The organism is Cellulomonas sp. PS-H5, assembly GCF_019265565.1.
GTDB lineage: Bacteria > Actinomycetota > Actinomycetes > Actinomycetales > Cellulomonadaceae > Cellulomonas.
In genome coordinates this window covers 82,032-104,475 of the sequence record NZ_JAHVCI010000002.1, presented here as the reverse complement: position 1 = coordinate 104,475, position 22,444 = coordinate 82,032, and the positions used below count along the sequence as shown (strand labels likewise).

Sequence of the window (22,444 nt, the reverse complement as noted above, 5' to 3'; positions counted from 1 at the left end):
CCCGGCCGGTCAGCCGTCTCCCGCGCCGGTGCGCGCGGCGCCCGCGGCGGCCCGGACGGCGCTGTCCCGCCTGGCGCGCGGGTGGCTGGTCGCGTACACCTCGCGCAGCGTGTCCGGCGTCACCTTCGTGTAGATCTGCGTGGTCGTCACCGAGGCGTGCCCCAGCAGCTCCTGCACCACCCGGACGTCGGCGCCGCCGGCCAGCAGGTGGGTCGCGAACGAGTGCCGCAGCGTGTGCGGGGACACGTGGTCGGCACCCGGCAGCCCCGCGCGCTCGGCGGCCGTGCGCAGCACCGCCCACGCGCTCTGCCGCGACAGCCGCGCCCCGCGGGTGTTGAGGAACACCGCCGCTCCCCCGCGACCCGCCGCCGCCAGCGCCGGGCGGCCGCGCACCAGGTACGCCTCGAGCGCCTCGACGGCGTACGCGCCCACCGGGACGACGCGCTCCTTGCTGCCCTTGCCGAAGAGCCGGACCGCCGCGCGGCCCTCGGTGAGGTCGAGGTCGTCGACGTCGAGGCCCACGGCCTCCGAGATGCGTGCGCCGGTCGAGTACACGAGCTCCAGCAGCGCCCGGTCGCGCAGCGGCACCGGCCCGTCGCCGAGCGACGCCGCCTCCAGCAGCCGCAGCACCTCGTCGGTGCCGATGGCCTTCGGCAGCACCTGCGCCTGCTTGGGCGGCCGCACGGCCCGCGCGGGGTCGGCGGCGGTCAGCCCCTCCAGGACCGAGAACCGGTGCCAGCCGCGCACGGCCACGACGGCGCGCTTCGCGGAGGACGCCGACAGCACCGCCCGGCCGTCGGACCCGGTGCGCACGGCGGTGAGGAAGTCCTCGACGTCGGCCTCCGCCACCTCCGCGACGGACGCGCGACCCGCGGCGGCGAGGTGGTCGACGTACCGGGTGAGGTCGCGCCGGTAGGCGGCCAGCGTGTTGGCGGACAGCCCACGCTCGACCGTGAGGTGGGCGAGATACCCGTCCAGGGCGGCGCGCAGCGCGGGGGCGGACGGCTCGTCGTCCGTCATGCCGGTGCCTCCCCGCGGTCCCTCCGGTGGGTCAGAGCGGGAGGAACACGTCGACAGCCACCGCGACCGACAGCAGCGACAGGTACGTGATCGACCCGTGGAACACCGACATCGCGCGGAGCTTGCCGCGGCTCGGGTCCTGGGCGCGACGGTACAGCGCGATGTTCGACCAGAGGAACCACACGCCGAGGACGGTCGCGACGACCGCGTACACCCAGGTCATCCCGGCGACGGGGACCAGCAGCAACGAGCAGGCGATCATCGCGACGGTGTACGCGATCATCTCCTTCGCGACCTTCGACTCGGCCGCGACGACCGGGAGCATCGGCACGCCCGCGGCCGCGTAGTCCTTGCGGAACTTCATCGACAGCGGCCAGTAGTGCGGCGGCGTCCAGAAGAAGATCACGCCGAAGAGCAGCACCGCGGCCCAGGACAGCCCGCCGGTCACCGACGACCAGCCGATCAGCACCGGCATGCAGCCGGCGGCCCCGCCCCACACGATGTTCTGCGGCGTGCGCCGCTTGAGGATCATCGTGTAGCCGACGACGTAGATGAGGATCGCGCCGCCGGTGAGCAGCGCCGACGGCACGTTGACCAGCAGCGCGAGCCACAGCAGCGAGCCGACGCCGAGCGCGAGGCCGAACACCAGCGCGGCGCGCGGGGTGATCTCCCCCGTGACCAGCGGACGCCGCTTGGTCCGGTTCATCACCTGGTCGATGTCGCGGTCGATGTAGCAGTTGAGCACGTTCGCCGCGCCGGCCGCGGCAGCGCCGCCGACCAGCGTCGCCAGCACCAGCCCGATCGGCGGGAACCCGCCCTGCGCCAGGATCATCGTCGGCAGCGTGGTGACCAGCAGCAGCTCGATGACCCGCGGCTTGGTGAGGGCCACGTAGGCGGCGACGCGGCGCCGCAGCGCGCTCCGGCCGTCCTGGGCCTGGGCACCGGGGGCCCGCGACGAGGCCCCGGCGGGAGCGGCTGGGCTCATCGTGCGCACGCTCCGGTCCTCCGCCCGTCGCTCGACCGCGCCGGCCGGACGGCCCCGCGGATGATCTCGACCATCGTACGGCCCTCCCGGCAGCAGATGCGGCCGTGAACCGCCTGGGACCAGGGTCCCGGTCGTGTGACGTCCGTCGCCCCGGGCCCCCGCGCCGGTGGACCGGACGGCGGACCCCCGCCCCGCGGGTCTAGGCTCGAAACGCACGCCCGGCCCCGGGGGAATCAGGACCGGGCGTGAGCGGCGCCCGGCCTGGTCAGGACGGGCCCGACCGTCGACGCCCCGGCCCGGAGTCCGGGGCGAGAAGTGAGGTGGCACGACGATGACAGAGGGCATCACGCCGCTCGACCAGGTGGCCGACGCGGGCGTCGCGGTATGGCTGGACGACCTGTCCCGGGAGCGGCTGCGCACCGGGAACCTGAAGGACCTCGTGGCCGAGCGCCGCGTGGTCGGGGTCACGACCAACCCGACGATCTTCGCGAGCGCGCTGGCCAAGGGCGAGTCCTACGACGAGCAGCTCAAGCAGCTGCGGGCGCAGGGCACGGACGTGGACGGCGCCGTCTTCGCGATCACGACCGACGACGTGCGCGAGGCGGCCGACGTGCTGCGCCCCGTGTACGACGCCACCGACGGCGTGGACGGCCGCGTGTCCATCGAGGTCGACCCGCGCCTGGCGCGCGACGCCCAGGCCACCGTCGACTCGGCCCGCGCGCTGTGGTCGACGATCGACCGGCCGAACCTGTTCATCAAGATCCCGGCGACGCTCGACGGGCTGACGGCGATCACCGAGGTGCTCGCCGACGGCATCAGCGTCAACGTCACGCTGATCTTCTCGCTCGAGCGGTACCGCGCCGTGCTGGACGCGTTCGTCGAGGGCCTGGAGCGGGCGAAGGCCAACGGCCACGACCTCGCCCCCATCGCCTCCGTCGCGTCGTTCTTCGTGTCCCGCGTGGACGCGGCGATCGACCCGCGCCTGGACGAGATCGGCTCCCCCGAGGCCGCCGACCTCCGGGGCAAGGCCGCCATCGCCAACGCCCGCCTCGCGTACGGCGTCTACGAGGAGGTCGTCGCCTCCGACCGCTGGCAGGCGCTCGCCGCCGCCGGCGCGAAGCCGCAGCGTCCGCTGTGGGCGTCCACCGGTGTCAAGGACAAGGCGTACCCCGACACCCGGTACGTCGACGAGCTCGTCGTCGCCGGCGTGGTCAACACCATGCCCGAGGCCACGCTCCAGGCCGTCTTCGACCACGGCGACTTCCGGGGCGACACCGTCACCGGCACCCAGGCCGAGGCGCAGGACGTCATCGACCGCCTCGCCGGCCTCGGCATCCAGATCGACGAGGTCACCGACCAGCTCGAGCGCGAGGGCGTCGACAAGTTCGAGAAGTCCTGGGCCGAGCTGCTCGACACCGTCCGCGGCGGCCTGGAGCAGGTGGCCGAGTGAGGCCCGCGAAGGTCACCGCGGAGCACAACCCGCTCCGCGACCCGCGCGACCGCCGGCTCCCCCGGATCGCCGGGCCCTCGGGCCTGGTGATCTTCGGGGTGACCGGCGACCTCGCCCGCAAGAAGCTCATGCCCGCGGTGTACGACCTCACCAACCGCGGCCTGCTGCCCCCCGGCTTCGCGCTCACCGGGTTCGCCCGGCGCGACTGGGAGGACCAGGACTTCGCGCAGATCGTGCACGACTCCGTCAAGGAGCACGCCCGCACCCCGTTCCGCGAGTCGACCTGGCGCCAGCTGTCCGAGGGCATCCGGTTCGTCCAGGGCACCTTCGACGACGACGACGCGTTCGACCGGCTGCGGCAGACCGTCGAGGACCTCGACGTCACCCGCGGCACCGGCGGCAACCACGCGTTCTACCTCTCGGTCCCGCCGAGCGCGTTCCCCGTCGTCTGCAAGCAGCTCGCCCGCTCCGGCCTGTCCGAGTCGGTCGAGGACGCCTGGCGCCGCGTCGTCATCGAGAAGCCGTTCGGCCACGACCTGCAGTCGGCCCGCGAGCTGAACGACGTCGTGTCCTCGGTGTTCCACCCGGACGACGTGTTCCGGATCGACCACTACCTCGGCAAGGAGACGGTCCAGAACCTCCTGGCGCTGCGGTTCGCCAACCAGCTGTTCGAGCCGATCTGGAACGCCAACTACGTCGACCACGTGCAGATCACGATGGCCGAGGACATCGGCGTCGGCGGCCGCGCCGGGTACTACGACGGCATCGGCGCCGCGCGCGACGTCATCCAGAACCACCTGCTGCAGCTCCTGGCCCTGACGGCCATGGAGGAGCCGGTCACGTTCGACGCGCACGACCTGACCGCCGAGAAGATCAAGGTCCTCTCCGCGGTCCGCGTGCCCAAGGACATCGGCAAGCACACCGCCCGCGGGCAGTACGCCGAGGGCTGGCAGGGCGGCGAGAAGGTCGTCGGCTACCTCGACGAGGGCGGCTTCGACCCGAACTCGACCACCGAGACGTTCGCCGCCATCCGCGTCGACGTGGACACCCGCCGCTGGGCCGGCGTCCCGTTCTACCTGCGCACCGGCAAGCGCCTCGGCCGCCGCGTCACCGAGATCGCCGTCGTGTTCAAGAAGGCGCCGCACCTGCCGTTCGAGTCGACCGCGACCGAGGAGCTCGGCAAGAACGCGCTGGTCATCCGCGTGCAGCCCGACGAGGGCGTCACCCTGCGGTTCGGCGCCAAGGTACCGGGCACCGCCATGGAGGTCCGCGACGTCACGATGGACTTCGGCTACGGCCACGCCTTCACCGAGTCGTCCCCCGAGGCCTACGAGCGCCTCATCCTCGACGTCCTGCTGGGCGACCCGCCGCTGTTCCCGCGGCACGAGGAGGTCGAGCTCTCCTGGAAGATCCTCGACCCCATCACGTCCTACTGGGCGAGCAAGGGCAAGCCGGAGCCGTACCGCGCCGGCACCTGGGGGCCGGAGTCGGCCGACCGCATGATGGAGCGCGACGGACGGACCTGGAGGCGACCGTGATCATCGACCTGCCCAAGACGACCACCCGCGACATCAACAAGCGGCTGGTGCAGGAGCGCGAGGAGGGCGGCGCGGTCGCCCTCGGACGCGTGCTGACGCTCCTCATCGACGTCGGCGCCAACGACCCGGAGGCCGCCATCGAGGCCGCCAACGACGCGAGCCGCGAGCACCCCTGCCGCGTCATCGTGCTCACCGAGTCCGGCCCCGAGGCCGCCGACTCCGAGCTCGACGCGCAGATCCGGCTCGGCGGCGACGCCGGGGCCTCCGAGGTCGTCCTCCTGCACCCGTCCGCCGCGCAGGCCCGGCACCTGGACACCCTCGTGCTCCCCCTGCTGCTGCCGGACGCGCCGATCGTCGCCTGGTGGCCCTACCAGGTGCCCGACGACCCGGCCCAGCACCCGCTCGGCCAGCTCGCCCGGCGCCGGATCACCGACTCCACCGAGTGCACCGACCCGTCCGACGCGCTGCACCGGCTGGCCGGCGGCTACACCGAGGGCGACACCGACCTCGCGTGGACCCGCACCACCCTGTGGCGCGGTCTCATCGCGGCGACGCTGGACCAGCCGCCGTTCGAGCCCGTCACCCGCGCGGTCGTGGCAGGCGAGAGCACCCACCCGTCGGTCGACCTGATGGCGGCGTGGCTGGGCTGGGCGCTGAACTGCCCCGTCGACATCGAGCGCCAGGCGGACGCCCCGGCGATCACGCAGGTGCGGCTCGAGCGGAAGTCCGGCCCGATCGTGCTCGACCGGCCCGACGGCAAGACCGCCGCGCTGCGCCAGCCCGACCAGCCCGAGCACCGGATCGCCCTGCCGATCCGGCAGCTGCGGGAGTGCCTGGCCGAGGAGCTCCGGCGGCTCGACGCCGACGAGGTCTACGGCGAGGTGCTGCGCAAGGGCCTGACGAAGGTGGGCGCGTGACGGGGGCGCCGCGGACGGTGCTCGTGCACCCGGACGCGACCACCCTCGCCGAGGCCACGGCCGCGCGGCTCATCACGCGGCTCGTCGACCTGCAGTCGGCGGCCGCGCCGGTGCACGTCGTGCTCACCGGCGGCACCGTCGGCATCAAGACGCTGGCCGCCGTGGCGTCGTCCCCGGCGGCCGGCGCCGTCGACTGGTCCGGCGTGCACCTGTGGTGGGGCGACGAGCGGTTCCTGCCCGACGGCGACGGCGACCGGAACGAGACCCAGGCGCGCTCCGCGCTGATCGACGGGCTCGGCGACGCCCTCCCGGCGGCGAACGTGCACCCCATGCGGCCGCTCGACGCGGGCGCCGGCATCGCGACCCCGGAGGACTCGGCCGCGGCCTACGCCGCCGAGCTCGCGGCGTTCGCGCCGGAGGGGGCGGACGTGCCGACGTTCGACGTGCTCATGCTCGGCATGGGCCCCGACGGCCACGTGGCGTCGCTGTTCCCCGGGCACGAGGGCGTCGACGTCACCGGCGTGCCGACCGTCGGGGTGCACGGCTCCCCGAAGCCGCCGCCGGAGCGGGTCTCGCTGACGTTCGAGTCGATCCGCGCCGCGCGCGAGGTGTGGGTGGTGGCGGCGGGCGCCGAGAAGGCGCCGGCCGTCGCGTCGGCGCTGTCCGACGCGGACGTCCAGGTCACGCCCGCCGCGGGCGCCCGCGGCACGGAGGCGACGCTGTGGCTGGTCGACGCGGCCGCGGTGGCCGAGGTCGGCGCGTCGCAGGGCGCGGCGTAGCCGCCGGTACTCCCCCGCACGGGACGAGGGCCCCGCAGCCGGGTGGCTGCGGGGCCCTCGGCCGTCGGCGCACCGCGCCGGGTCGGCGAACCCGGCGAGGTCGAGGGTTTGCCGGTTCACGGCGGCCCGAAACGCTCGACCTCGGCGGAAACGCTCGACCTCGGCGGGGTCCCCGCTCCCCCCGGACGCGGCGAGGGCCCCGCAGCGGTGCTGCGGGGCCCTCGGCCGGGGGCTGCGTGCGGGTGGTGCCTCAGCGCACCCCGCCGCGACGGCGGGCGCGGAGCGCGGCCAGCGCCTCGTCCAGGATCGCCTCGCCGTCCTCGGCGGACCGGCGCTCCTTCACGTAGGCCAGGTGGGTCTTGTACGGCTCGTTGCGCACGGGCGACGGCGGGTTCGCCTCGTCCTGGCCGGCCGGGAACCCGCAGCGCGGGCAGTCCCAGGTCTCGGGCGCCTCGGCGGCGGCCTCCTCGGCGAACGACGGCCGGGTCTCGTGGCCGTTCGCGCACCAGTAGGAGATCCACACGCGGGGCGCGGCGTCGCCGCGCTCGGCCTCGCCCATGGGGCCCGCGCCGACGCGGGACCCCCGGATCGCACTTCCGCTCGCCATGAGGTCTCTCCCTCAGCTCACGCGCTCGATGAGACCGAGCAGCACGATCACGACCGCCCACACGAGGCTGACGCCCACGGTGATGCGGTTGAGGTTGCGCTCGGCCACGCCGGAGGACCCGGCGCTGCTGGTGATGCCGCCGCCGAACATGTCGGACAGACCGCCGCCCTTGCCCTTGTGCAGCAGGACGAGCGGGACGAGCAGCAGGCTCGTGACCACCAGGAGGACCTGGAGGGCGATGGTGAGGGCTGTCACGGCGGGTCTGGCTCTTCTCGCTGTCGGGGACCCCGGGCGGGGTCGGTCGGGTGGACCGCGGTCCAGGGTAGGCGACGCGCGGCGCAGGAATCCAGCACGACAGGCCAGATCGGGCCGCGGGTCGCCCGGTCGGCCGGGGCGCGCGCCGGCGTGCTGCCGCCGCGCGCCCCGACCTCGGGGTGGATCAGGCGCCCGCGTGCTCCTGGAAGCGCGCGATCTTGGCGAACTCCTCGGCGTCGAGCGACGCACCGCCGACGAGCGCGCCGTCGACGTCGGGCTTGCCGATGATCTGGGCGGCGTTGCCGGACTTCACCGAGCCGCCGTAGAGCACGCGCACGGCGTCGGCGACCTCGGCCGAGTACAGCTCGGCGAGCTTGCCGCGGATGGCCTCGCAGACCTCCTGCGCGTCCTCGGGGGTGGCGACCTCGCCGGTGCCGATGGCCCAGACGGGCTCGTAGGCGATGACGACCGTCTTCGCCTGCTCCTCGGTGACGCCCGCGAGCGAGCCCTCGAGCTGGGTCAGCGTGTACTCGACGTGGGTGCCCGCCTTGCGGATCTCCAGGCCCTCGCCGACGCAGACGATCGGGGTGATGCCGGCACCGAGCGCGGCGACCGTCTTGGCCGCCACGACCGCGTCGGACTCGCCGTGGTACTCGCGGCGCTCCGAGTGGCCGGTGGCCACGTAGGTGACGCCGAGCTTGGCGAGCTGCGCCGCCGAGACCTCGCCGGTGTAGGCGCCGGAGGCGTGCGCGGACACGTCCTGCGCGCCGTAGCCGATCTCCAGCTTGTCCGCGTCGACCAGGGTCTGCACGGAGCGGATGTTGGTGAACGACGGCAGGACGACGACCTCGGCGGTGCCGAAGTCGTGCTTGGCGTCCTTGAGGGTCCAGGCGAGCTTCTGCACCAGGTGCACGGCCTCGTGGTGGTCGAGGTTGAGCTTCCAGTTGCCCGCGATGAGGGGGGTACGTGCCATGTGGATCAGTCCTCCAGGACCGCGATGCCGGGGAGGGTCTTGCCCTCGAGGAGCTCCAGCGACGCGCCGCCGCCGGTCGAGATGTGGCCGAAGCCGGCCTCGTCGAAGCCGAGTCGGCGCACGGCCGCGGCCGAGTCGCCGCCGCCGACGATGGAGAAGCCGTCGGTGTCGACGAGCGCCTGCGCGACGGCCTTGGTGCCCTCGGCGAACGCCGGGAACTCGAACACGCCCATCGGGCCGTTCCAGGCGATGGTCTTCGCGTCGAGGATCGCCGCGCGGAACAGCTCGCCCGACTTCGGGCCGATGTCCAGGCCCATCTTGCCGGCCGGGATCTTGTCCGCGTCGACGGTCTCGTGCGGGGCGTCGGCCGCGAAGCCGTCGGCCGCGACGATGTCGACGGGCAGCACGATCTCGACGCCGGACTCCTGCGCCTGGGCGAGGTAGCCCTTGACGGTCTCGACCTGGTCCTCCTCGAGCAGCGAGGAGCCGACCTCGTGGCCCTGGGCCTTGAGGAAGGTGAAGACCATGCCGCCGCCGATGAGCAGCTTGTCGGCCTTGGTCAGCAGATTCGCGATGACGCCGAGCTTGTCGGAGACCTTCGAGCCGCCGAGCACGACCACGTAGGGGCGCTCCGGGTCCTCGACGGCCTTGCGCAGCGCCTCGACCTCGGTGAGGACGAGGGAGCCCGCCGCGTGCGGGAGCCGCAGCGCGACGTCGTAGACCGACGCCTGCTTGCGGTGCACGACGCCGAAGCCGTCGGACACGAACGCGTCCGCGAGGGCCGCGAGCTCGTCGGCCAGCGCGCCGCGCTCGGCCTCGTCCTTGGAGGTCTCCCGCGCGTCGAACCGGATGTTCTCGAGCAGCGCGATCTGCCCGTCCTCGAGCGCCGCGACCGTGGCCTTGGCGGACTCGCCGACGACGTCCTCCGCGAGGGCGACCGGCTGGCCGAGCAGCTCGCCCAGGCGGGCGGCGACGGGGGCCAGCGAGTACTTCGCGTCGGGCTCGCCCTTCGGCCGGCCGAGGTGCGCGGTGACGACCACGCGGGCGCCGGCGTCGAGCAGGCCCTTCAGCGTGGGCAGCGCGGCGCGGATGCGGCCGTCGTCGGTGATGGTCGTGCCGTCGAGCGGCACGTTGAAGTCGGAACGGACGAGCACGCGCTTGCCGCGCAGGTCGCCGAGGTCCTCGATGGTCTTCATGCTTGCCTACCTTGCTCCGCGGGGCCGTCGGGGCCGACGACCGGGGCTGTCCATGACGGCGCCCGCGACACGCCGGGGTCGGAAGGCCGACCCCGGCGTGCGCGGGCGCATGTGCGTCGCTACGGACGGCTGAGGGTCAGAGACGCTCGCCGACGTAGGAGGTGAGGGTCACGAGGGAGTTGGAGTAGCCCCACTCGTTGTCGTACCAGGACACGACCTTCACCAGGTCGCCCGACACCTTGGTCAGCTTCGAGTCGAAGATGCTCTGGTGCGGGTCGGTGACGATGTCGGAGGACACGATCTCGTCCTCGACGTACGCCAGGACGCCCTTGAGCGGACCCTCGGCGGCAGCCTTGACCGCGGCGTTGACCTCCTCGACCGTGACCTCCTTCGAGGCGGTGAAGGTGAGGTCGGTCGCCGAGCCGGTGATGGTCGGGACGCGCAGGGCGTAGCCGTCCAGCTTGCCCTTGAGCTCCGGCAGCACGAGCGCGACGGCCTTGGCGGCGCCGGTCGAGGTCGGGACGATGTTCTGCGCGGCGGCGCGGGCGCGGCGGAGGTCCTTGTGCGGGCCGTCCTGCAGGTTCTGGTCACCCGTGTAGGCGTGGATCGTGGTCATGAGGCCACGCTCGATGCCGATCGAGTCGTTGAGCGCCTTCGCCAGCGGGGCGAGGCAGTTCGTGGTGCACGACGCGTTCGAGATGATGTGCTGCGTGGCCGGGTCGTACGACTCGTGGTTCACGCCGACGACGAAGGTGCCGTCCTCGTTCTTCGCCGGGGCGGAGATGATGACCTTCTTGGCACCGGCGGCGATGTGCGCCTTGGCCTTCTCGGCGTCGGTGAAGAAGCCGGTCGACTCGATGACGATGTCGGCGCCCAGCTCGGCCCAGGGGAGGTTGGCCGGGTCGCGCTCGGCGAGGGCGCGGATGTTCTTGCCGTCGACGATGATGTTGTCGTCGTCGAAGTCGACGCTCAGCGGGAAGCGGCCCAGCACGGTGTCGTACTTGAGCAGGTGAGCCAGCGTCTTGTTGTCCGTCAGGTCGTTGACGCCGACGATCTCGATGTCGGCGCCCGACGCCACGATGGCCCGGTAGAAGTTGCGCCCGATACGGCCGAAGCCGTTGATGCCGACCTTGATGGTCACTTGCCCTCCTCGGCACGCGCCGGCACAGGCCAGCGCACACTGTTGCGGTGATGGACTGCGCACGCCGGTGTGCGCTCCGGAAACGCCGCGGTCACAGGAACTTGACCCTCAGAACATCTCCGGATGGCCTAGAGCCTATACCCGAGCGCAGGGTGCCGCAGGGACCTAGGTCTGGCCGGCGGGACGGCCGTCCGTGGTGCGGACGGCCGTTCACCCGCTGCCCCGCGGCCTGCTAGAGGTCCAGCAGGTCGGGGCTCAGCCCGGACTCGGTGTCCGGGATGCCGAGGTCGGCCGCGCGCTTGTCGGCCGTCGCCAGCAGGCGGCGGATCCGGCCCGCCACCGCGTCCTTGGTGAGCACGGGGTCGGCGAGCTTGCCGAGCTCCTCGAGCGAGGCCTCCTTGTGGGCGAGCCGCAGCTCCCCCGCCTCGCGCAGGTGCTCGGGCACGTCGGCGCCGAGGATCTCGAACGCGCGCTCCACGCGCGCGCCCGCGGCGACCGCGGCCCGCGCCGACCGGCGCAGGTTCGCGTCGTCGAAGTTGGCCAGGCGGTTCGCGGTCCCCCGCACCTCGCGGCGGACCCGGCGCTCCTCCCACACCAGCAGCGTCTCGTGCGCGCCGAGCCGGGCCAGCATCGCGGCGATGGCGTCGCCGTCGCGGATCACCACGCGGTCGACGTTGCGCACCTCGCGCGCCTTGGCCGGGATCTGCATGCGGCGCGCGGCCCCGACCAGCGCCAGGGCGGCCTCCGGGCCGGGGCAGGTCACCTCGAGCGCGGACGACCGGCCGGGCTCGGTCAGCGAGCCGTGCGCCAGGAACGCGCCGCGCCACGCCGCCTCGGCCTCCTGCACGCCGGCGGAGACGATCTGCGGCGGCAGCCCGCGCACCGGGCGCCCGCGGTTGTCGAGCAGGCCGGTCTGCCGCGCGAGCGACTCGCCGTCCTTCACGACCCGCACGACGTACCGGTTCCCGCGGCGCAGCCCGCCGCCGGACACCACGATGACCTCGGACTGGTGGCCGTACACCTCGGCGATGGCGGCCCGGAGCCGGCGTGCGGCCATCCCGGTGTCGAGCTCGGCCTCGATGACGATCCGCCCCGAGATGATGTGCAGCCCGCCCGCGAACCGGAGCGTCGCCGACACCTCCGCCTTCCGGCACGACGTCTTGTCGACCTGGAGCCGCGCAAGCTCGTCCTTCACCTGTGCCGTCAGAGCCATGCGGTCATCCTGCCATCCCCTGGGGTGCGCCGACGTCGCCGAGGTAGCCCTCGACCACGTCGCTGATCGCCGCGGCCAGCCGCAGCGCGTCGTGCCGGGGCGTGCCGTCCCCGCGCCGCACCTGGCGCAGCAGCAGCCGCCCGCCCTGCGCGCGCGTGCGCTCCTCGAGCTCGTCGACGTCCTCCACGGCGCCGGGGTCGGCGATGACCGCGTCCAGCCGGAGGTCCGGGGCGTGCTGGCGCAGCGCGTCCAGGTGCTCGCACGGGCCCATGCCGGCGGTCTCCGCGTCCGGGCTGAGGTTGAGCAGCACGATCTTGCGGGCGGGCGTGCGGTGCAGCGCCTCGGCGAGGTCCGGCACCAGCAGGTGCGGGATCACGGACGTGTACCAGGAGCCGGGTCCCAGCACGACCCAGTCCGCCTGCTCCACCGCGGCGACCGCCTCGGGCAGTGCCGGCGGGCGGTCGGGCACGAGCCGCACACCCTCGATGGGGTCGCGCGCGACGGCGACGTGGCTCTGCCCGCGCACCACCTCGACGCGTCCGTCGGACCGCCGGACGTCGGCCTCGATCGCGAGCGGCACCGCCGCCATGGGGAGCACGCGGCCGCGGGCGCCGAGCAGCCGGCCGACCCAGTCCAGGCCGTCGACCGTGTCGCCCAGCAGCTCCCACAGCGCGACGATCAGCAGGTTGCCGACCGCGTGCTTGTCCAGGTCGCCCGCCGAGGTGAACCGGTGCTGCAGCACGTCGCGCCACGTGCGGCCCCAGTCGGAGTCGTCGCAGAGCGCGGACAGCGCCATGCGCAGGTCGCCGGGCGGGAGCACGTCCAGCTCGTCGCGCAGCCGGCCGGAGGACCCGCCGTCGTCCGCGACCGTCACGACCGCCGTGAGCCTGTCCGTCACGCGGCGCAGCGCCGACAGGGAGGCGGACAGCCCGTGCCCGCCGCCCAGGGCGACGAACGCGGGGTGCCCGTCGCGGGACGGGTTCATTCCTTGCCGAGGTCGCGCGCCGCCACGGTGACGCGCTGCCCCCGGGACCGCAGCCGCTCGGCGATGGCCTCGCTGATCGCGACCGACCGGTGCTTGCCGCCGGTGCAGCCGACCGCGATCGTCACGTAGCGCTTCTCCTCCGCCAGGTACCCGGCGAGGACGGGCTCGAGCGCGTCGACGTACCGGTCCACGAAGTCGACGGCGCCGGGCAGGCCCAGGACGTAGTCGCGCACGGGCGCGTCCCGGCCCGACATGTGCCGGAGCTCGGTGATCCAGTACGGGTTGGCCAGGAACCGGACGTCGACCACGTGGTCCGCGTCGAGCGGGATGCCGTACTTGAAGCCGAACGAGAGCACGTTGACCCGCAGCGCGTCCTCCTCCTGCTCCGAGGACACCGCCGCCCGCACGATCCGGCCGAGCTCGTGCACGTTCGTCTCCGAGGAGTCGATCAGCACGTCCGCGCGCTCCCGGATGTCGGAGAGAAGGCTGCGTTCCGTCGTGATGCCGTCGAGGATCCGGCCCTCGCCCTGCAGCGGGTGCGGGCGGCGCACCTGCTCGTACCGGCGGACCAGGACCTCGTCGGAGGCGTCGAGGAACAGGATCCGGTAGTCGATGCCCGACTCGCGGAGCTGCGCGAGCACCGCGAGGAGGTCGGCGAAGAACTCGCGCCCGCGGACGTCGACGACCGCCGCGATCCGCAGGTCCGCGCTCGGCGGCCCGCCGTGGGTCAGCATGCCGACGAGGTGCGTGAGCATCTGCGCGGGCAGGTTGTCGACGACGTACCAGCCCATGTCCTCGAGCACCGCGCCCGCGCGGGTGCGGCCCGCGCCGGACATGCCGGTGATGATCAGGACGTGGGGCTGCCGGACCCGGGGCGCCGCGGTGGCGGCCTCGATCGCGGGGATGCCGTGGGGGACGGTGATCGGCGAGGTCTCGTCGCTCATGACCCCAGCATGCCAGGCGTTTCGGCGGTCGGCGCCGCCGGGTCGGTGGCACGGGACGGCAGGTCCGTGGCCGGGGCGGCCGGGTCGGCGTCCGGGGCCTGCGAGCCCACGGGCGCCGGGACGCCGGTGGGCTCGGTGCCGCCGGCCAGCGCCGCCACCACCGCGGCCGCGGTCCGCGCGCCCATGCCGGGCACCGTCGCGATCTCCTCCGCCGAGGCGGCCTTGAGCCGCTTGAGCGAGCCGAAGTGCTTGAGCAGCGCGGCCGACCGCGCGGGGCCGAGCCCCGGGACGGTGTCGAGCGCCGAGACCGTCATCCCCTTGCTGCGCTTCTTGCGGTGCGCGGTGATCGCGAACCGGTGCGCCTCGTCGCGGACGCGCTGCAGCAGGTACAGCCCCTCCGAGGAGCGCTGCAGGATCACCGGGTAGTCCTCCCCCGGCAGCCACACCTCCTCGAGCCGCTTGGCCAGGCCGCACAGCGCGACGTCGTCGATCCCGAGCTCCGCCAGCGCCGCCGCCGCGGCCGCGACCTGCGGCGGGCCGCCGTCGACCACGACCAGGTTGGGCGGGTAGGCGAACCGCTGCGGGCGCCCGGTGGACTCGTCGATCGGGCCGGACCGCACCGGCCCGGCGTCGGCGTCCGCCAGCGCCTCGGCCAGCTGGTCCTCCCCCAGGCCGAGCTCCAGGTCGCCCGCCTGCTCGCGCTCGGCGAGGTACCGCCGGAACCGGCGGGTGATGACCTCGTGCATCGCCGCGGTGTCGTCGCGCGCGCCCGAGCCCTCGGGGCCGCGGATCCCGAACGTCCGGTACTCGCTCTTGCGGGCCAGCCCGTCCTCGAACACGACCATCGACGCCACCTGGTACGTCCCCTGGTTGTGCGACACGTCGTAGCACTCGATGCGGAGCGGGGCCGAGTCCAGGCCCAGCGCCTCCTGGATCTCCTGCAGCGCCTGGCTGCGGGTCGTCAGGTCGCCGGCCCGGCGGGTGCGGTGCAGCGCGAGCGCGTGCTCGGCGTTCTTCCGGACCGTCTCGGCGAGCTCGTGCTTGTCGCCCCGCTGCGGCACCCGCACCTGCACCCGGCTGCCGCGCAGCCCGGACAGCCAGGCCTGCACCTGGTCGAGGTCGTCCGGCAGCACCGGGACCAGCACCTCGCGCGGCACCGAGCCGGCGACAGCGCCCTGCGCCGCCGCGCCGTCGTCGCCGGCGGGCGCGTCGCCGTACACCTGCTGGAGCAGGTGCTCGACGAGCTGCGCGTCGGTCACGTCCTCGACCTTCTCGACCACCCAGCCGCGCTGGCCGCGGATCCGGCCGTCGCGCACGTGGAACACCTGGACGGCGGCCTCGAGCTCGTCGCCGGCGAGGGCGAAGATGTCGGCGTCCGTGCCGTCCTGCAGCACCACGGCGTTCTTCTCGGTGGCGCGCTTGAGGGCGCCGATGTCGTCCCGGAGCCGCGCTGCGCGCTCGAAGTCGAGCTCCGCCGACGCCTCCTGCATGCGCTGGGTCAGCCGCCTGGTGAACCGGGCCGTGTCCCCCGCCATGAAGTCGGCGAACTCCTCGGCGAGGACGTGGTGGTCCTCCTGGGAGATCTTCCCGACGCACGGCGCCGAGCACTTGTCGATGTAGCCGAGCAGGCACGGCCGGCCCTGCTGCTTGGCGCGCTTGAACACCCCCGCCGAGCAGGTGCGCACCGGGAACACCCGGAGCAGCAGGTCGACCGTCTCCCGGATCGCCCACGCGTGCGCGTACGGGCCGAAGTACCGGGTGCCGGGCCGCTTCGCGCCGCGCATGACCTGCACGCGCGGGAACTGGTCGGCCAGCGTCACGGCCAGGTACGGGTACGACTTGTCGTCGCGGTACTTCACGTTGAACCGCGGGTCGAACTCCTTGATCCAGGAGTACTCCAGCGCCAGCGCCTCGACCTCCGTGCCGACGACCGTCCACTGCACCGACGCGGCGGTGGTGACCATCTGCTGCGTGCGCGGGTGCAGCCCCGCGACGTCCTGGAAGTACGAGTTCAGCCGCGACCGCAGGCTCTTGGCCTTGCCGACGTAGACGACCCGGCCGTCCTTGTCGCGGAACCGGTACACGCCGGGCTGGTCGGGGATCTCCCCCGGGGCGGGGCGGTAGGTGGCGGGGTCAGCCATGCGTGCCACCGTAGTTCGCCGGTCCGACAGCCGCGCCGGCGGCCCGGCGCGCCGGTACCGTCGCCCGCATGGGACTGCTGCACGAGTACGCCGCCGACGTCGTCTGGACGGGCGCGGGCGCCACGGGCACCACCGGGTACGCGGCGTACAGCCGCGACCACGAGGTGCGGGTCGCGGGGAAGCCGACCGTGCTCGCGTCGGCCGACCCGGCGTTCCGGGGCGACCCGGCGCGGCACAACCCCGAGGAGCTGCTCGTCGCCGCGCTGGCCGAGTGCCACATGCTCTGGTTCCTCCACTTCGCCGCCACGTCGGGCGTGGCGGTCGTCGGCTACACGGACCGGGCCGGCGGGACGATGCGGGTCGAGGCGGCCGGCCACGGCCAGTTCACCCAGGTCGTGCTGCGCCCGCAGGTGACCGTGCGGCCCGGCGGGTCCGCCGCGGCCGACGGCGCCGCGCTCGACGCGCAGCTGGCCGACCTGCACCGGCGGGCGCACGAGCACTGCTTCATCGCCCGGTCGGTGACGTTCCCGGTGCTGACCGAGCCGGCGCCGGCGGTCCTGGAGACCGCGGGCGCCGGCTCGGCGGGCTGACGCCCGGGCGGCTCAGGCGCTCGCGCGCTCCGCCGCCGGCTCGTCCAGCACCTCCGCCAGGAACGTCCCCGTGTGGCTGGCCGCGACGCGGGCGACCTGCTCCGGCGTGCCCTGCGCGACGACCGTGCCGCCGCCCGAGCCGCCCTCGGGACCCATGTCGATGACCCAGTCGGCGTTCTTGATCACGTCGAGGTTGTGCTCGATGACGATCACGCTGTTGCCCTTGTCGACCAGGCCCTGCAGCACGCCGAGGAGCTTGCGGATGTCCTCGAAGTGCAGGCCGGTGGTCGGCTCGTCCAGCACGTAGACCGTGCGGCCGGTGGACCGGCGCTGCAGCTCGGTCGCGAGCTTGACGCGCTGCGCCTCGCCGCCGGACAGCGTCGGGGCCGGCTGGCCGAGCCGCACGTAGCCGAGGCCGACGTCGACGAGCGTGGTGAGGTGCCGGGCGATCGCGGGCACCGCGGCGAAGAACTCCGCGGCCTCCTCGATCGGCATGTCCAGCACGTCCGCGACCGTCTTGCCCTTGAAGTGCACCTCGAGCGTCTCGCGGTTGTACCGCGCGCCGTGGCACACCTCGCAGGGCACGTACACGTCGGGCAGGAAGTTCATCTCGATCTTCAGCGTGCCGTCGCCGGAGCACGCCTCGCAGCGGCCGCCCTTGACGTTGAACGAGAACCGCCCGGCGGTGTAGCCGCGGACCTTCGCCTCGGTCGTCTCGGCGAACAGCTTGCGGATCCGGTCCCAGACGCCGGTGTAGGTGGCCGGGTTCGACCGCGGGGTGCGGCCGATCGGGCCCTGGTCGACGTGCACGACCTTGTCGAGCTGGTCCAGGCCGCTGACCCGCTTGTGCCGGCCGGCCACCCGGCGGGCACCGTTCAGCTCGTTCGCCATGACCGTGTAGAGGATCGAGTTCACCAGCGTCGACTTGCCGGAGCCGGACACGCCGGTGACCGCCGTGAACGTCCCGAGCGGGAACGACACGTCGACGTTCTTGAGGTTGTGCTCGCGCGCGCCGTGGACGGTGACCTGGCGCTTCTTGTCCACCTTGCGCCGCTGCGCGGGCATGGGGATCGAGCGCCGGCCGGACAGGTACGCGCCGGTCATCGACTCGCGCGACGCCAGCAGGCCCGCGAGGTCGCCGGAGTGCACGACCTTGCCGCCGTGCTCGCCCGCGCCGGGGCCCACGTCGACGATCCAGTCCGCGGTGCGGATGGTGTCCTCGTCGTGCTCGACGACGATCAGCGTGTTGCCGAGGTCCCGCAGCCGGGTCAGCGTGTCGATGAGGCGGCGGTTGTCCCGCTGGTGCAGGCCGATCGACGGCTCGTCCAGCACGTAGAGCACGCCCACCAGGCCGGAGCCGATCTGGGTCGCGAGCCGGATGCGCTGGGCCTCGCCGCCGGACAGCGTCGCCGCGGCGCGCATGAGCGACAGGTAGTCGAGGCCGACGTCGAGCAGGAAGCCGAGCCGGGCCTGGATCTCCTTGAGCACCTGCTCGGCGATCTGCCGCTCGCGCACGCCGAGCTCGAGGGCGTCGAGGAACTCCTTGGCCTCGCGGATGGGCAGCGCGCAGACCTCGGCGATGGACTTGCCGCCGACCCGCACGGCCAGCACCTCGGGCTTGAGCCGCGTCCCCTCGCACACGGGGCACGGCACCTCCCGCATGTAGGCCTCGTACTTCTCCTTGCTCCACTCGGACTCGGTCTCGCCGTGCCGGCGCTCCAGGAACGTCACCACGCCCTCGAAGCCCGTGGAGTACTGGCGCTCACGGCCCCAGCGGTTCTTGTACTTGACGTGCACCTTGTGGTTCTCGCCGAACAGCACGGCCTTCTTGGCGCGCTCCGGCAGCGCCCGCCACGGCTGGTCCATCGAGAACCCGAGGTCGTCGGCCAGCGCGGTCAGCACGCGCTCGAAGTACTCGGACGAGATCTGCGCCCACGGGGCCACCGCGCCGTCGCGCAGCGACAGGTCGTCGTCCGGGACGACCAGCTCGGGGTCGACCTCGAGGCGCGAGCCGATGCCGGTGCACTCCGGGCACGCGCCGTACGGCGCGTTGAACGAGAACGTCCGGGGCTCGATCTCCTCCAGCGTGAGCTGGTGGTCGTTGGGGCACGCGCGGTTCTCGGAGAACCGGCGCTCCCGCTCCGGGTCGTCCGCGTCGAGGTCGACCATGTCGACCACCAGCAGGCCGCCGGCGAGGCCGAGCGCGGTCTCCACCGAGTCGGTCAGGCGGCGCTGGACGCCCTCGCGCGACACCAGGCGGTCGACGACGACCTCGATGTCGTGCTTGAGCTTCTTCTCCAGCGTCGGCGGCTCCGCGAGCTGGACGACCTCGCCGTCCACGCGGGCGCGGGCGAAGCCCTTGGCCTGCAGCTCCTTGAACAGGTCGGCGTACTCGCCCTTGCGGCCGCGCACCACCGGCGCGAGCACCTGGTAGCGGGTGCCCTCGGGCAGCTCGAGCAGCCGGTCGACGATCTGCTGGGGCGTCTGCGCGGTCACGCGCTCCCCGCACACCGGGCAGTGCTGCGTGCCCGCGCGGGCGAACAGCAGGCGCAGGTAGTCGTAGACCTCGGTGATCGTGCCGACGGTCGACCGCGGGTTGCGGTTGGTCGACTTCTGGTCGATCGACACCGCGGGCGACAGGCCCTCGATGAAGTCGACGTCGGGCTTGTCCATCTGCCCGAGGAACTGGCGCGCGTACGCGGACAGCGACTCGACGTAGCGGCGCTGCCCCTCGGCGAAGATGGTGTCGAAGGCCAGCGACGACTTCCCGGACCCGGACAGGCCCGTGAACACGATGAGCCTGTCGCGCGGGAGATCCAGGTCGACGTTGCGGAGGTTGTGCTCGCGGGCCCCCTGGACCACCAGACGATCATTCACGCGCAGCATGCTACGGCGGACCACCGACATGCGCACATGTGTTCGAACCGTAAAGGCCGCCCGACCTGCGCCGTCGCCCCTGGTCGGCGCATGATGAGGACCGTGACCGACCACGCCGTCGTGACGGACCCCACCCCCGGGGCGGGCCCCGCGCCCGCGACCCCGACGCCCATCGGCGAGTACGCCGTGCTCGGGGACGGCCGGACCGCCGCGCTCGTGTCCCGCGCGGGCTCCGTCGACTGGCTGTGCCCGCCGCGGTTCGACTCCCCCGCGTGCTTCGCCGCGCTCCTCGGCGGCCCCGAGCACGGCCGCTGGCTGCTGACGGCGCCCGACGCCACCCGGGTCACGCGCCGGTACCTCGACGACTCGTTCGTGCTGGAGACCACGTTCGAGACGCCCACCGGGACGGCCGTGCTGCTCGACGCCATGCCGCTGGGCGACGGCCGGTGCGACCTCGTCCGGCGGGTGACGGTCACCCGCGGGTCCGTGCGGCTGCGGCACGAGTGGGTCGTGCGGTTCGGCTACGGCGCCGTCGTGCCCTGGGTGCACCGTGTGGCCGACCCCGACGGCGCCGAGGTCATCCGCGCGGTCGCCGGGCCGGACAGCCTCGTGCTGCGCGGCGACCGGCTCCCCCGCCCGGGCGGCGGTCCCCATCGCGGGCACGCCGACGAGTTCACGGTCGCCGAGGGCGGGAGCGTCGGCCTGTCGCTCACCTGGGTGCCGTCCTGGAAGCCCGTGCCCCGCGCGCCCCGGCTCGCGCACCGCGTCGAGGCCACCGAGCACCAGTGGGCGCACTGGGCCCGGTCGGCCCGGTACCGCGGCACCTACCGGGACGCCGTCGTCCGGTCCCTCCTCGTGCTCCGGCTGCTCACCGACTCCGAGACCGGCGGCATCGTCGCGGCCGCGACCACCTCCCTCCCCGAGGACCCGGGCGGCGAGCGGAACTGGGACTACCGGTACTGCTGGCTCCGGGACGCCGCCATGACCCTCGAGGCCCTCCTGGAGCACGGCTACCGGCACGAGGCCCAGGCCTGGCGCCAGTGGCTGCTCCGCGCCGTCGCCGGCGACCCCGCGCAGGTGCAGATCATGTACGGCGTCGACGGCTCCCGGGAGCTCACCGAGCGCACGCTCGACCACCTGCCCGGCTACGCCGGCTCCCGCCCCGTGCGGGTGGGCAACGCCGCCGTCGGGCAGGTGCAGAACGACGTCCTCGGCGAGGTCATGGCGGCGCTCCACCTCGCCCGCACCTCCGGCGTGGCCGAGGGCGACGACTCCTGGTCGCTGCAGTCCCACCTCGTCGAGCACCTGTGCCGGACGTGGCGCCGGCCCGACAGCGGGATCTGGGAGGTGCGCGGCGACCCCCGGCACTTCACGCACTCCAAGGTGATGGCCTGGGTCGCGCTCGACCGCGCCGTCCGCGCCGTCGAGGAGCAGGGCCTGCCCGGCCCCGTCGACCGGTGGCGGCGGGAGCGGGACGCCGTGCACGCCGACGTCCTCGCGCACGCCTGGGACGCGGACCGGAACACCTTCGTGCAGCACTACGGCGCCACCCACACCGACGCGGCCCTGCTCCAGCTCGTCCTCGTCGGCTTCCTGCCGCCCGACGACCCCCGGCTGGTCGGCACCGTCGCCGCCGTGCGGGGCGAGCTCGAGGTCGCCCCCGGCCTGCTGCTCCGGTACCGCACCGACCGCACCGACGACGGCCTGCGCGGCTCCGAGCACCCGTTCCTCGCCTGCTCCGGCTGGCTCGCCGACGCGCTCGCCCGGCAGGGCGACGTCGACGGGGCCACCGCCGTGCTCGACGTCCTCGACGGCCTGCGCACCGACGTCGGGCTGCTCGCCGAGGAGTACGACCCCGCGACCGGGCGGATGGTCGGCAACGTGCCGCAGGCGCTGTCGCACCTCGCCCTCGTGCGGGCGGTGCACAGCCATGACGAGGCGCTCGGGCGCGGTGGGGCGCCGGAGTCGCGCGGCGAGGCGGTGGGGCGGGCGTGAGCGGGCTCGCGGGCGTCGGGGACGGCGCGGGAGCCGGGTACACCGGGGACGTCGTGCCGGGGGGGCCGGCGGCCGTCCGGGTGCTCGACGAGGTCGTGCTGCGCAAGCTGTCCGTCGGGCCGATGGACAACGAGGCGTACGTGCTCGCCTGCCGGCGCACCGGGGCGCGGCTGCTCGTCGACGCGGCCGCCGAGCCGGACCGGCTGCTCGACCTGGCCCGCGCCGGGTCGCCGGGCGAGGCGCCCGCCGGGCCGCTCGTGCTCGTCGTCACGACCCACCGCCACCGGGACCACCTCGGCGCCCTCGCGGGGGTCCTCGCCGCGACGGGCGCCGCGCACGCCGCCGGGGCCGCCGACGCGGACGCCGTGGCCGAGGCCGCCGGTACCGCCGTGCCGCGCGCGCTCGCGCACGGCGACGTCCTCGAGGTCGGCGCCCTCCGGCTCGAGGTGGTCGCGCTGCGCGGGCACACGCCCGGCGCGATCGCGCTCGCCTACCGGGAGCCCGACGACGCCCGCGCGCCCGACGCCGTCCCGGGCCGCGTCCACCTGCTCACCGGCGACTCCCTGTTCCCCGGCGGGCCCGGCCGGACCACCGACCCTGCGGCGTTCGGCGCGCTCATGGCCGACCTCGAGGACCGGGTGTTCGTGCGGTTCTCCGACGACACCTGGGTCTACCCCGGGCACGGTCGGGACACCACGCTCGGGGCCGAGCGGCCGCACCTGGCGGAGTGGCGCGCGCGAGGCTGGTGACCCGGCGTCCGGGTGATCCCGGCGTGCCCGGCCGCGCCCGCGGGTGAACAGGACATGTCGGGCGTGGACGCCATCGCCCTGGTGAGAAG

General features: G+C 74.0%; 19 protein-coding genes. 7 read left to right on the top strand and 12 right to left on the bottom strand.

The features are described from left to right. Window positions 1-9: 9 nt before the first annotated feature. Together J5O08_RS01725 and J5O08_RS01720 are read right to left on the bottom strand one after the other, a co-directional pair. On the bottom strand, window positions 10-1,020 hold the full coding sequence (locus J5O08_RS01725) for a site-specific tyrosine recombinase XerD (RefSeq protein ID WP_218705101.1): 1,011 nt from the start codon (window positions 1,018-1,020) through the stop codon (window positions 10-12). 31 nt (window positions 1,021-1,051) lie between these two features. Further along, window positions 1,052-2,005 (bottom strand): heme o synthase, encoded by a 954-nt coding sequence (locus J5O08_RS01720; protein WP_218705100.1) that lies wholly within the window; start codon window positions 2,003-2,005, stop codon window positions 1,052-1,054. 331 nt (window positions 2,006-2,336) lie between these two features. Between J5O08_RS01720 and tal the strand changes: the two genes are divergently transcribed. From tal to pgl, 4 genes are read left to right on the top strand one after another with little or no spacing between them, the layout of a single operon-like run. Continuing rightward, complete coding sequence (gene tal / locus J5O08_RS01715) at window positions 2,337-3,455, top strand: transaldolase (protein ID WP_218705099.1); 1,119 nt, start codon at window positions 2,337-2,339, stop codon at window positions 3,453-3,455. Further along, complete coding sequence (gene zwf, locus J5O08_RS01710) at window positions 3,452-4,993, top strand: glucose-6-phosphate dehydrogenase (protein ID WP_147796641.1); 1,542 nt, start codon at window positions 3,452-3,454, stop codon at window positions 4,991-4,993. The genes tal and zwf overlap by 4 nt, the downstream gene beginning before the upstream one ends. Then, window positions 4,990-5,910: a glucose-6-phosphate dehydrogenase assembly protein OpcA gene (locus tag J5O08_RS01705; RefSeq protein WP_218705098.1), complete on the top strand. Its 921-nt coding sequence runs from the start codon at window positions 4,990-4,992 to the stop codon at window positions 5,908-5,910. The genes zwf and J5O08_RS01705 overlap by 4 nt, the downstream gene beginning before the upstream one ends. After that, window positions 5,907-6,689, top strand: coding sequence for a 6-phosphogluconolactonase (gene pgl, locus J5O08_RS01700; protein ID WP_218705097.1), 783 nt, complete (start codon window positions 5,907-5,909; stop codon window positions 6,687-6,689). Before J5O08_RS01705 ends, pgl begins: the two co-directional genes overlap by 4 nt. Before the next feature lie 250 nt (window positions 6,690-6,939). On the opposite strand, the gene J5O08_RS01695 is transcribed toward pgl, so the two are convergent. The 9 genes from J5O08_RS01695 to uvrC all read right to left on the bottom strand — a co-directional run bounded on the left by J5O08_RS01695 (window position 6,940) and on the right by uvrC (window position 16,144). Then, entirely contained in the window at window positions 6,940-7,296 is a 357-nt protein-coding gene (locus tag J5O08_RS01695) for an RNA polymerase-binding protein RbpA (protein WP_147796638.1), read from the bottom strand. Between the two features lie 12 nt (window positions 7,297-7,308). Beyond that, a complete protein-coding gene (secG, locus tag J5O08_RS01690) occupies window positions 7,309-7,551 on the bottom strand; it encodes a preprotein translocase subunit SecG (RefSeq protein ID WP_146837079.1) in 243 nt (80 codons plus the stop codon). 184 nt (window positions 7,552-7,735) lie between these two features. Then, a complete protein-coding gene (tpiA, locus tag J5O08_RS01685) occupies window positions 7,736-8,524 on the bottom strand; it encodes a triose-phosphate isomerase (protein ID WP_217614118.1) in 789 nt (262 codons plus the stop codon). Between the two features lie 5 nt (window positions 8,525-8,529). Then, a complete protein-coding gene (gene pgk, locus J5O08_RS01680; RefSeq protein ID WP_147796637.1) occupies window positions 8,530-9,720 on the bottom strand; it encodes a phosphoglycerate kinase in 1,191 nt (396 codons plus the stop codon). A 136-nt stretch (window positions 9,721-9,856) separates the two neighbouring features. Next, window positions 9,857-10,861: a type I glyceraldehyde-3-phosphate dehydrogenase gene (gene gap, locus J5O08_RS01675; RefSeq protein WP_217614119.1), complete on the bottom strand. Its 1,005-nt coding sequence runs from the start codon at window positions 10,859-10,861 to the stop codon at window positions 9,857-9,859. Window positions 10,862-11,093: 232 nt separating this feature from the next. Beyond that, a complete protein-coding gene (gene whiA / locus J5O08_RS01670) occupies window positions 11,094-12,074 on the bottom strand; it encodes a DNA-binding protein WhiA (RefSeq protein WP_217614120.1) in 981 nt (326 codons plus the stop codon). Window positions 12,075-12,078: 4 nt separating this feature from the next. Further along, window positions 12,079-13,059, bottom strand: a complete 981-nt coding sequence (gene yvcK, locus J5O08_RS01665) for a uridine diphosphate-N-acetylglucosamine-binding protein YvcK (RefSeq protein WP_217614121.1) — start codon at window positions 13,057-13,059, stop codon at window positions 12,079-12,081. Further along, complete coding sequence (gene rapZ / locus J5O08_RS01660; protein WP_147796633.1) at window positions 13,056-14,003, bottom strand: RNase adapter RapZ; 948 nt, start codon at window positions 14,001-14,003, stop codon at window positions 13,056-13,058. The genes yvcK and rapZ overlap by 4 nt, the downstream gene beginning before the upstream one ends. Beyond that, window positions 14,000-16,144: an excinuclease ABC subunit UvrC gene (gene uvrC / locus J5O08_RS01655; protein ID WP_218705096.1), complete on the bottom strand. Its 2,145-nt coding sequence runs from the start codon at window positions 16,142-16,144 to the stop codon at window positions 14,000-14,002. The genes rapZ and uvrC overlap by 4 nt, the downstream gene beginning before the upstream one ends. A gap of 68 nt (window positions 16,145-16,212) precedes the next feature. Between uvrC and J5O08_RS01650 the strand changes: the two genes are divergently transcribed. Beyond that, the gene (locus J5O08_RS01650) at window positions 16,213-16,734 is read left to right on the top strand and encodes an OsmC family protein (RefSeq protein ID WP_217614124.1); all 522 of its coding nucleotides are present in this window, start codon (window positions 16,213-16,215) and stop codon (window positions 16,732-16,734) included. A 12-nt stretch (window positions 16,735-16,746) separates the two neighbouring features. On the opposite strand, the gene uvrA is transcribed toward J5O08_RS01650, so the two are convergent. Continuing rightward, window positions 16,747-19,620 (bottom strand): excinuclease ABC subunit UvrA, encoded by a 2,874-nt coding sequence (uvrA, locus tag J5O08_RS01645; RefSeq protein ID WP_255589126.1) that lies wholly within the window; start codon window positions 19,618-19,620, stop codon window positions 16,747-16,749. Window positions 19,621-19,704: 84 nt separating this feature from the next. Here uvrA and J5O08_RS01640 point away from each other — a divergent pair, with 84 nt between their 5' ends. Both J5O08_RS01640 and J5O08_RS01635 read left to right on the top strand, forming a co-directional pair. Further along, complete coding sequence (locus tag J5O08_RS01640; protein ID WP_218705228.1) at window positions 19,705-21,606, top strand: glycoside hydrolase family 15 protein; 1,902 nt, start codon at window positions 19,705-19,707, stop codon at window positions 21,604-21,606. Next, the gene (locus tag J5O08_RS01635) at window positions 21,603-22,355 is read left to right on the top strand and encodes an MBL fold metallo-hydrolase (RefSeq protein ID WP_308281241.1); all 753 of its coding nucleotides are present in this window, start codon (window positions 21,603-21,605) and stop codon (window positions 22,353-22,355) included. The genes J5O08_RS01640 and J5O08_RS01635 overlap by 4 nt, the downstream gene beginning before the upstream one ends. The last annotated feature ends 89 nt before the right edge of the window (window positions 22,356-22,444 follow it).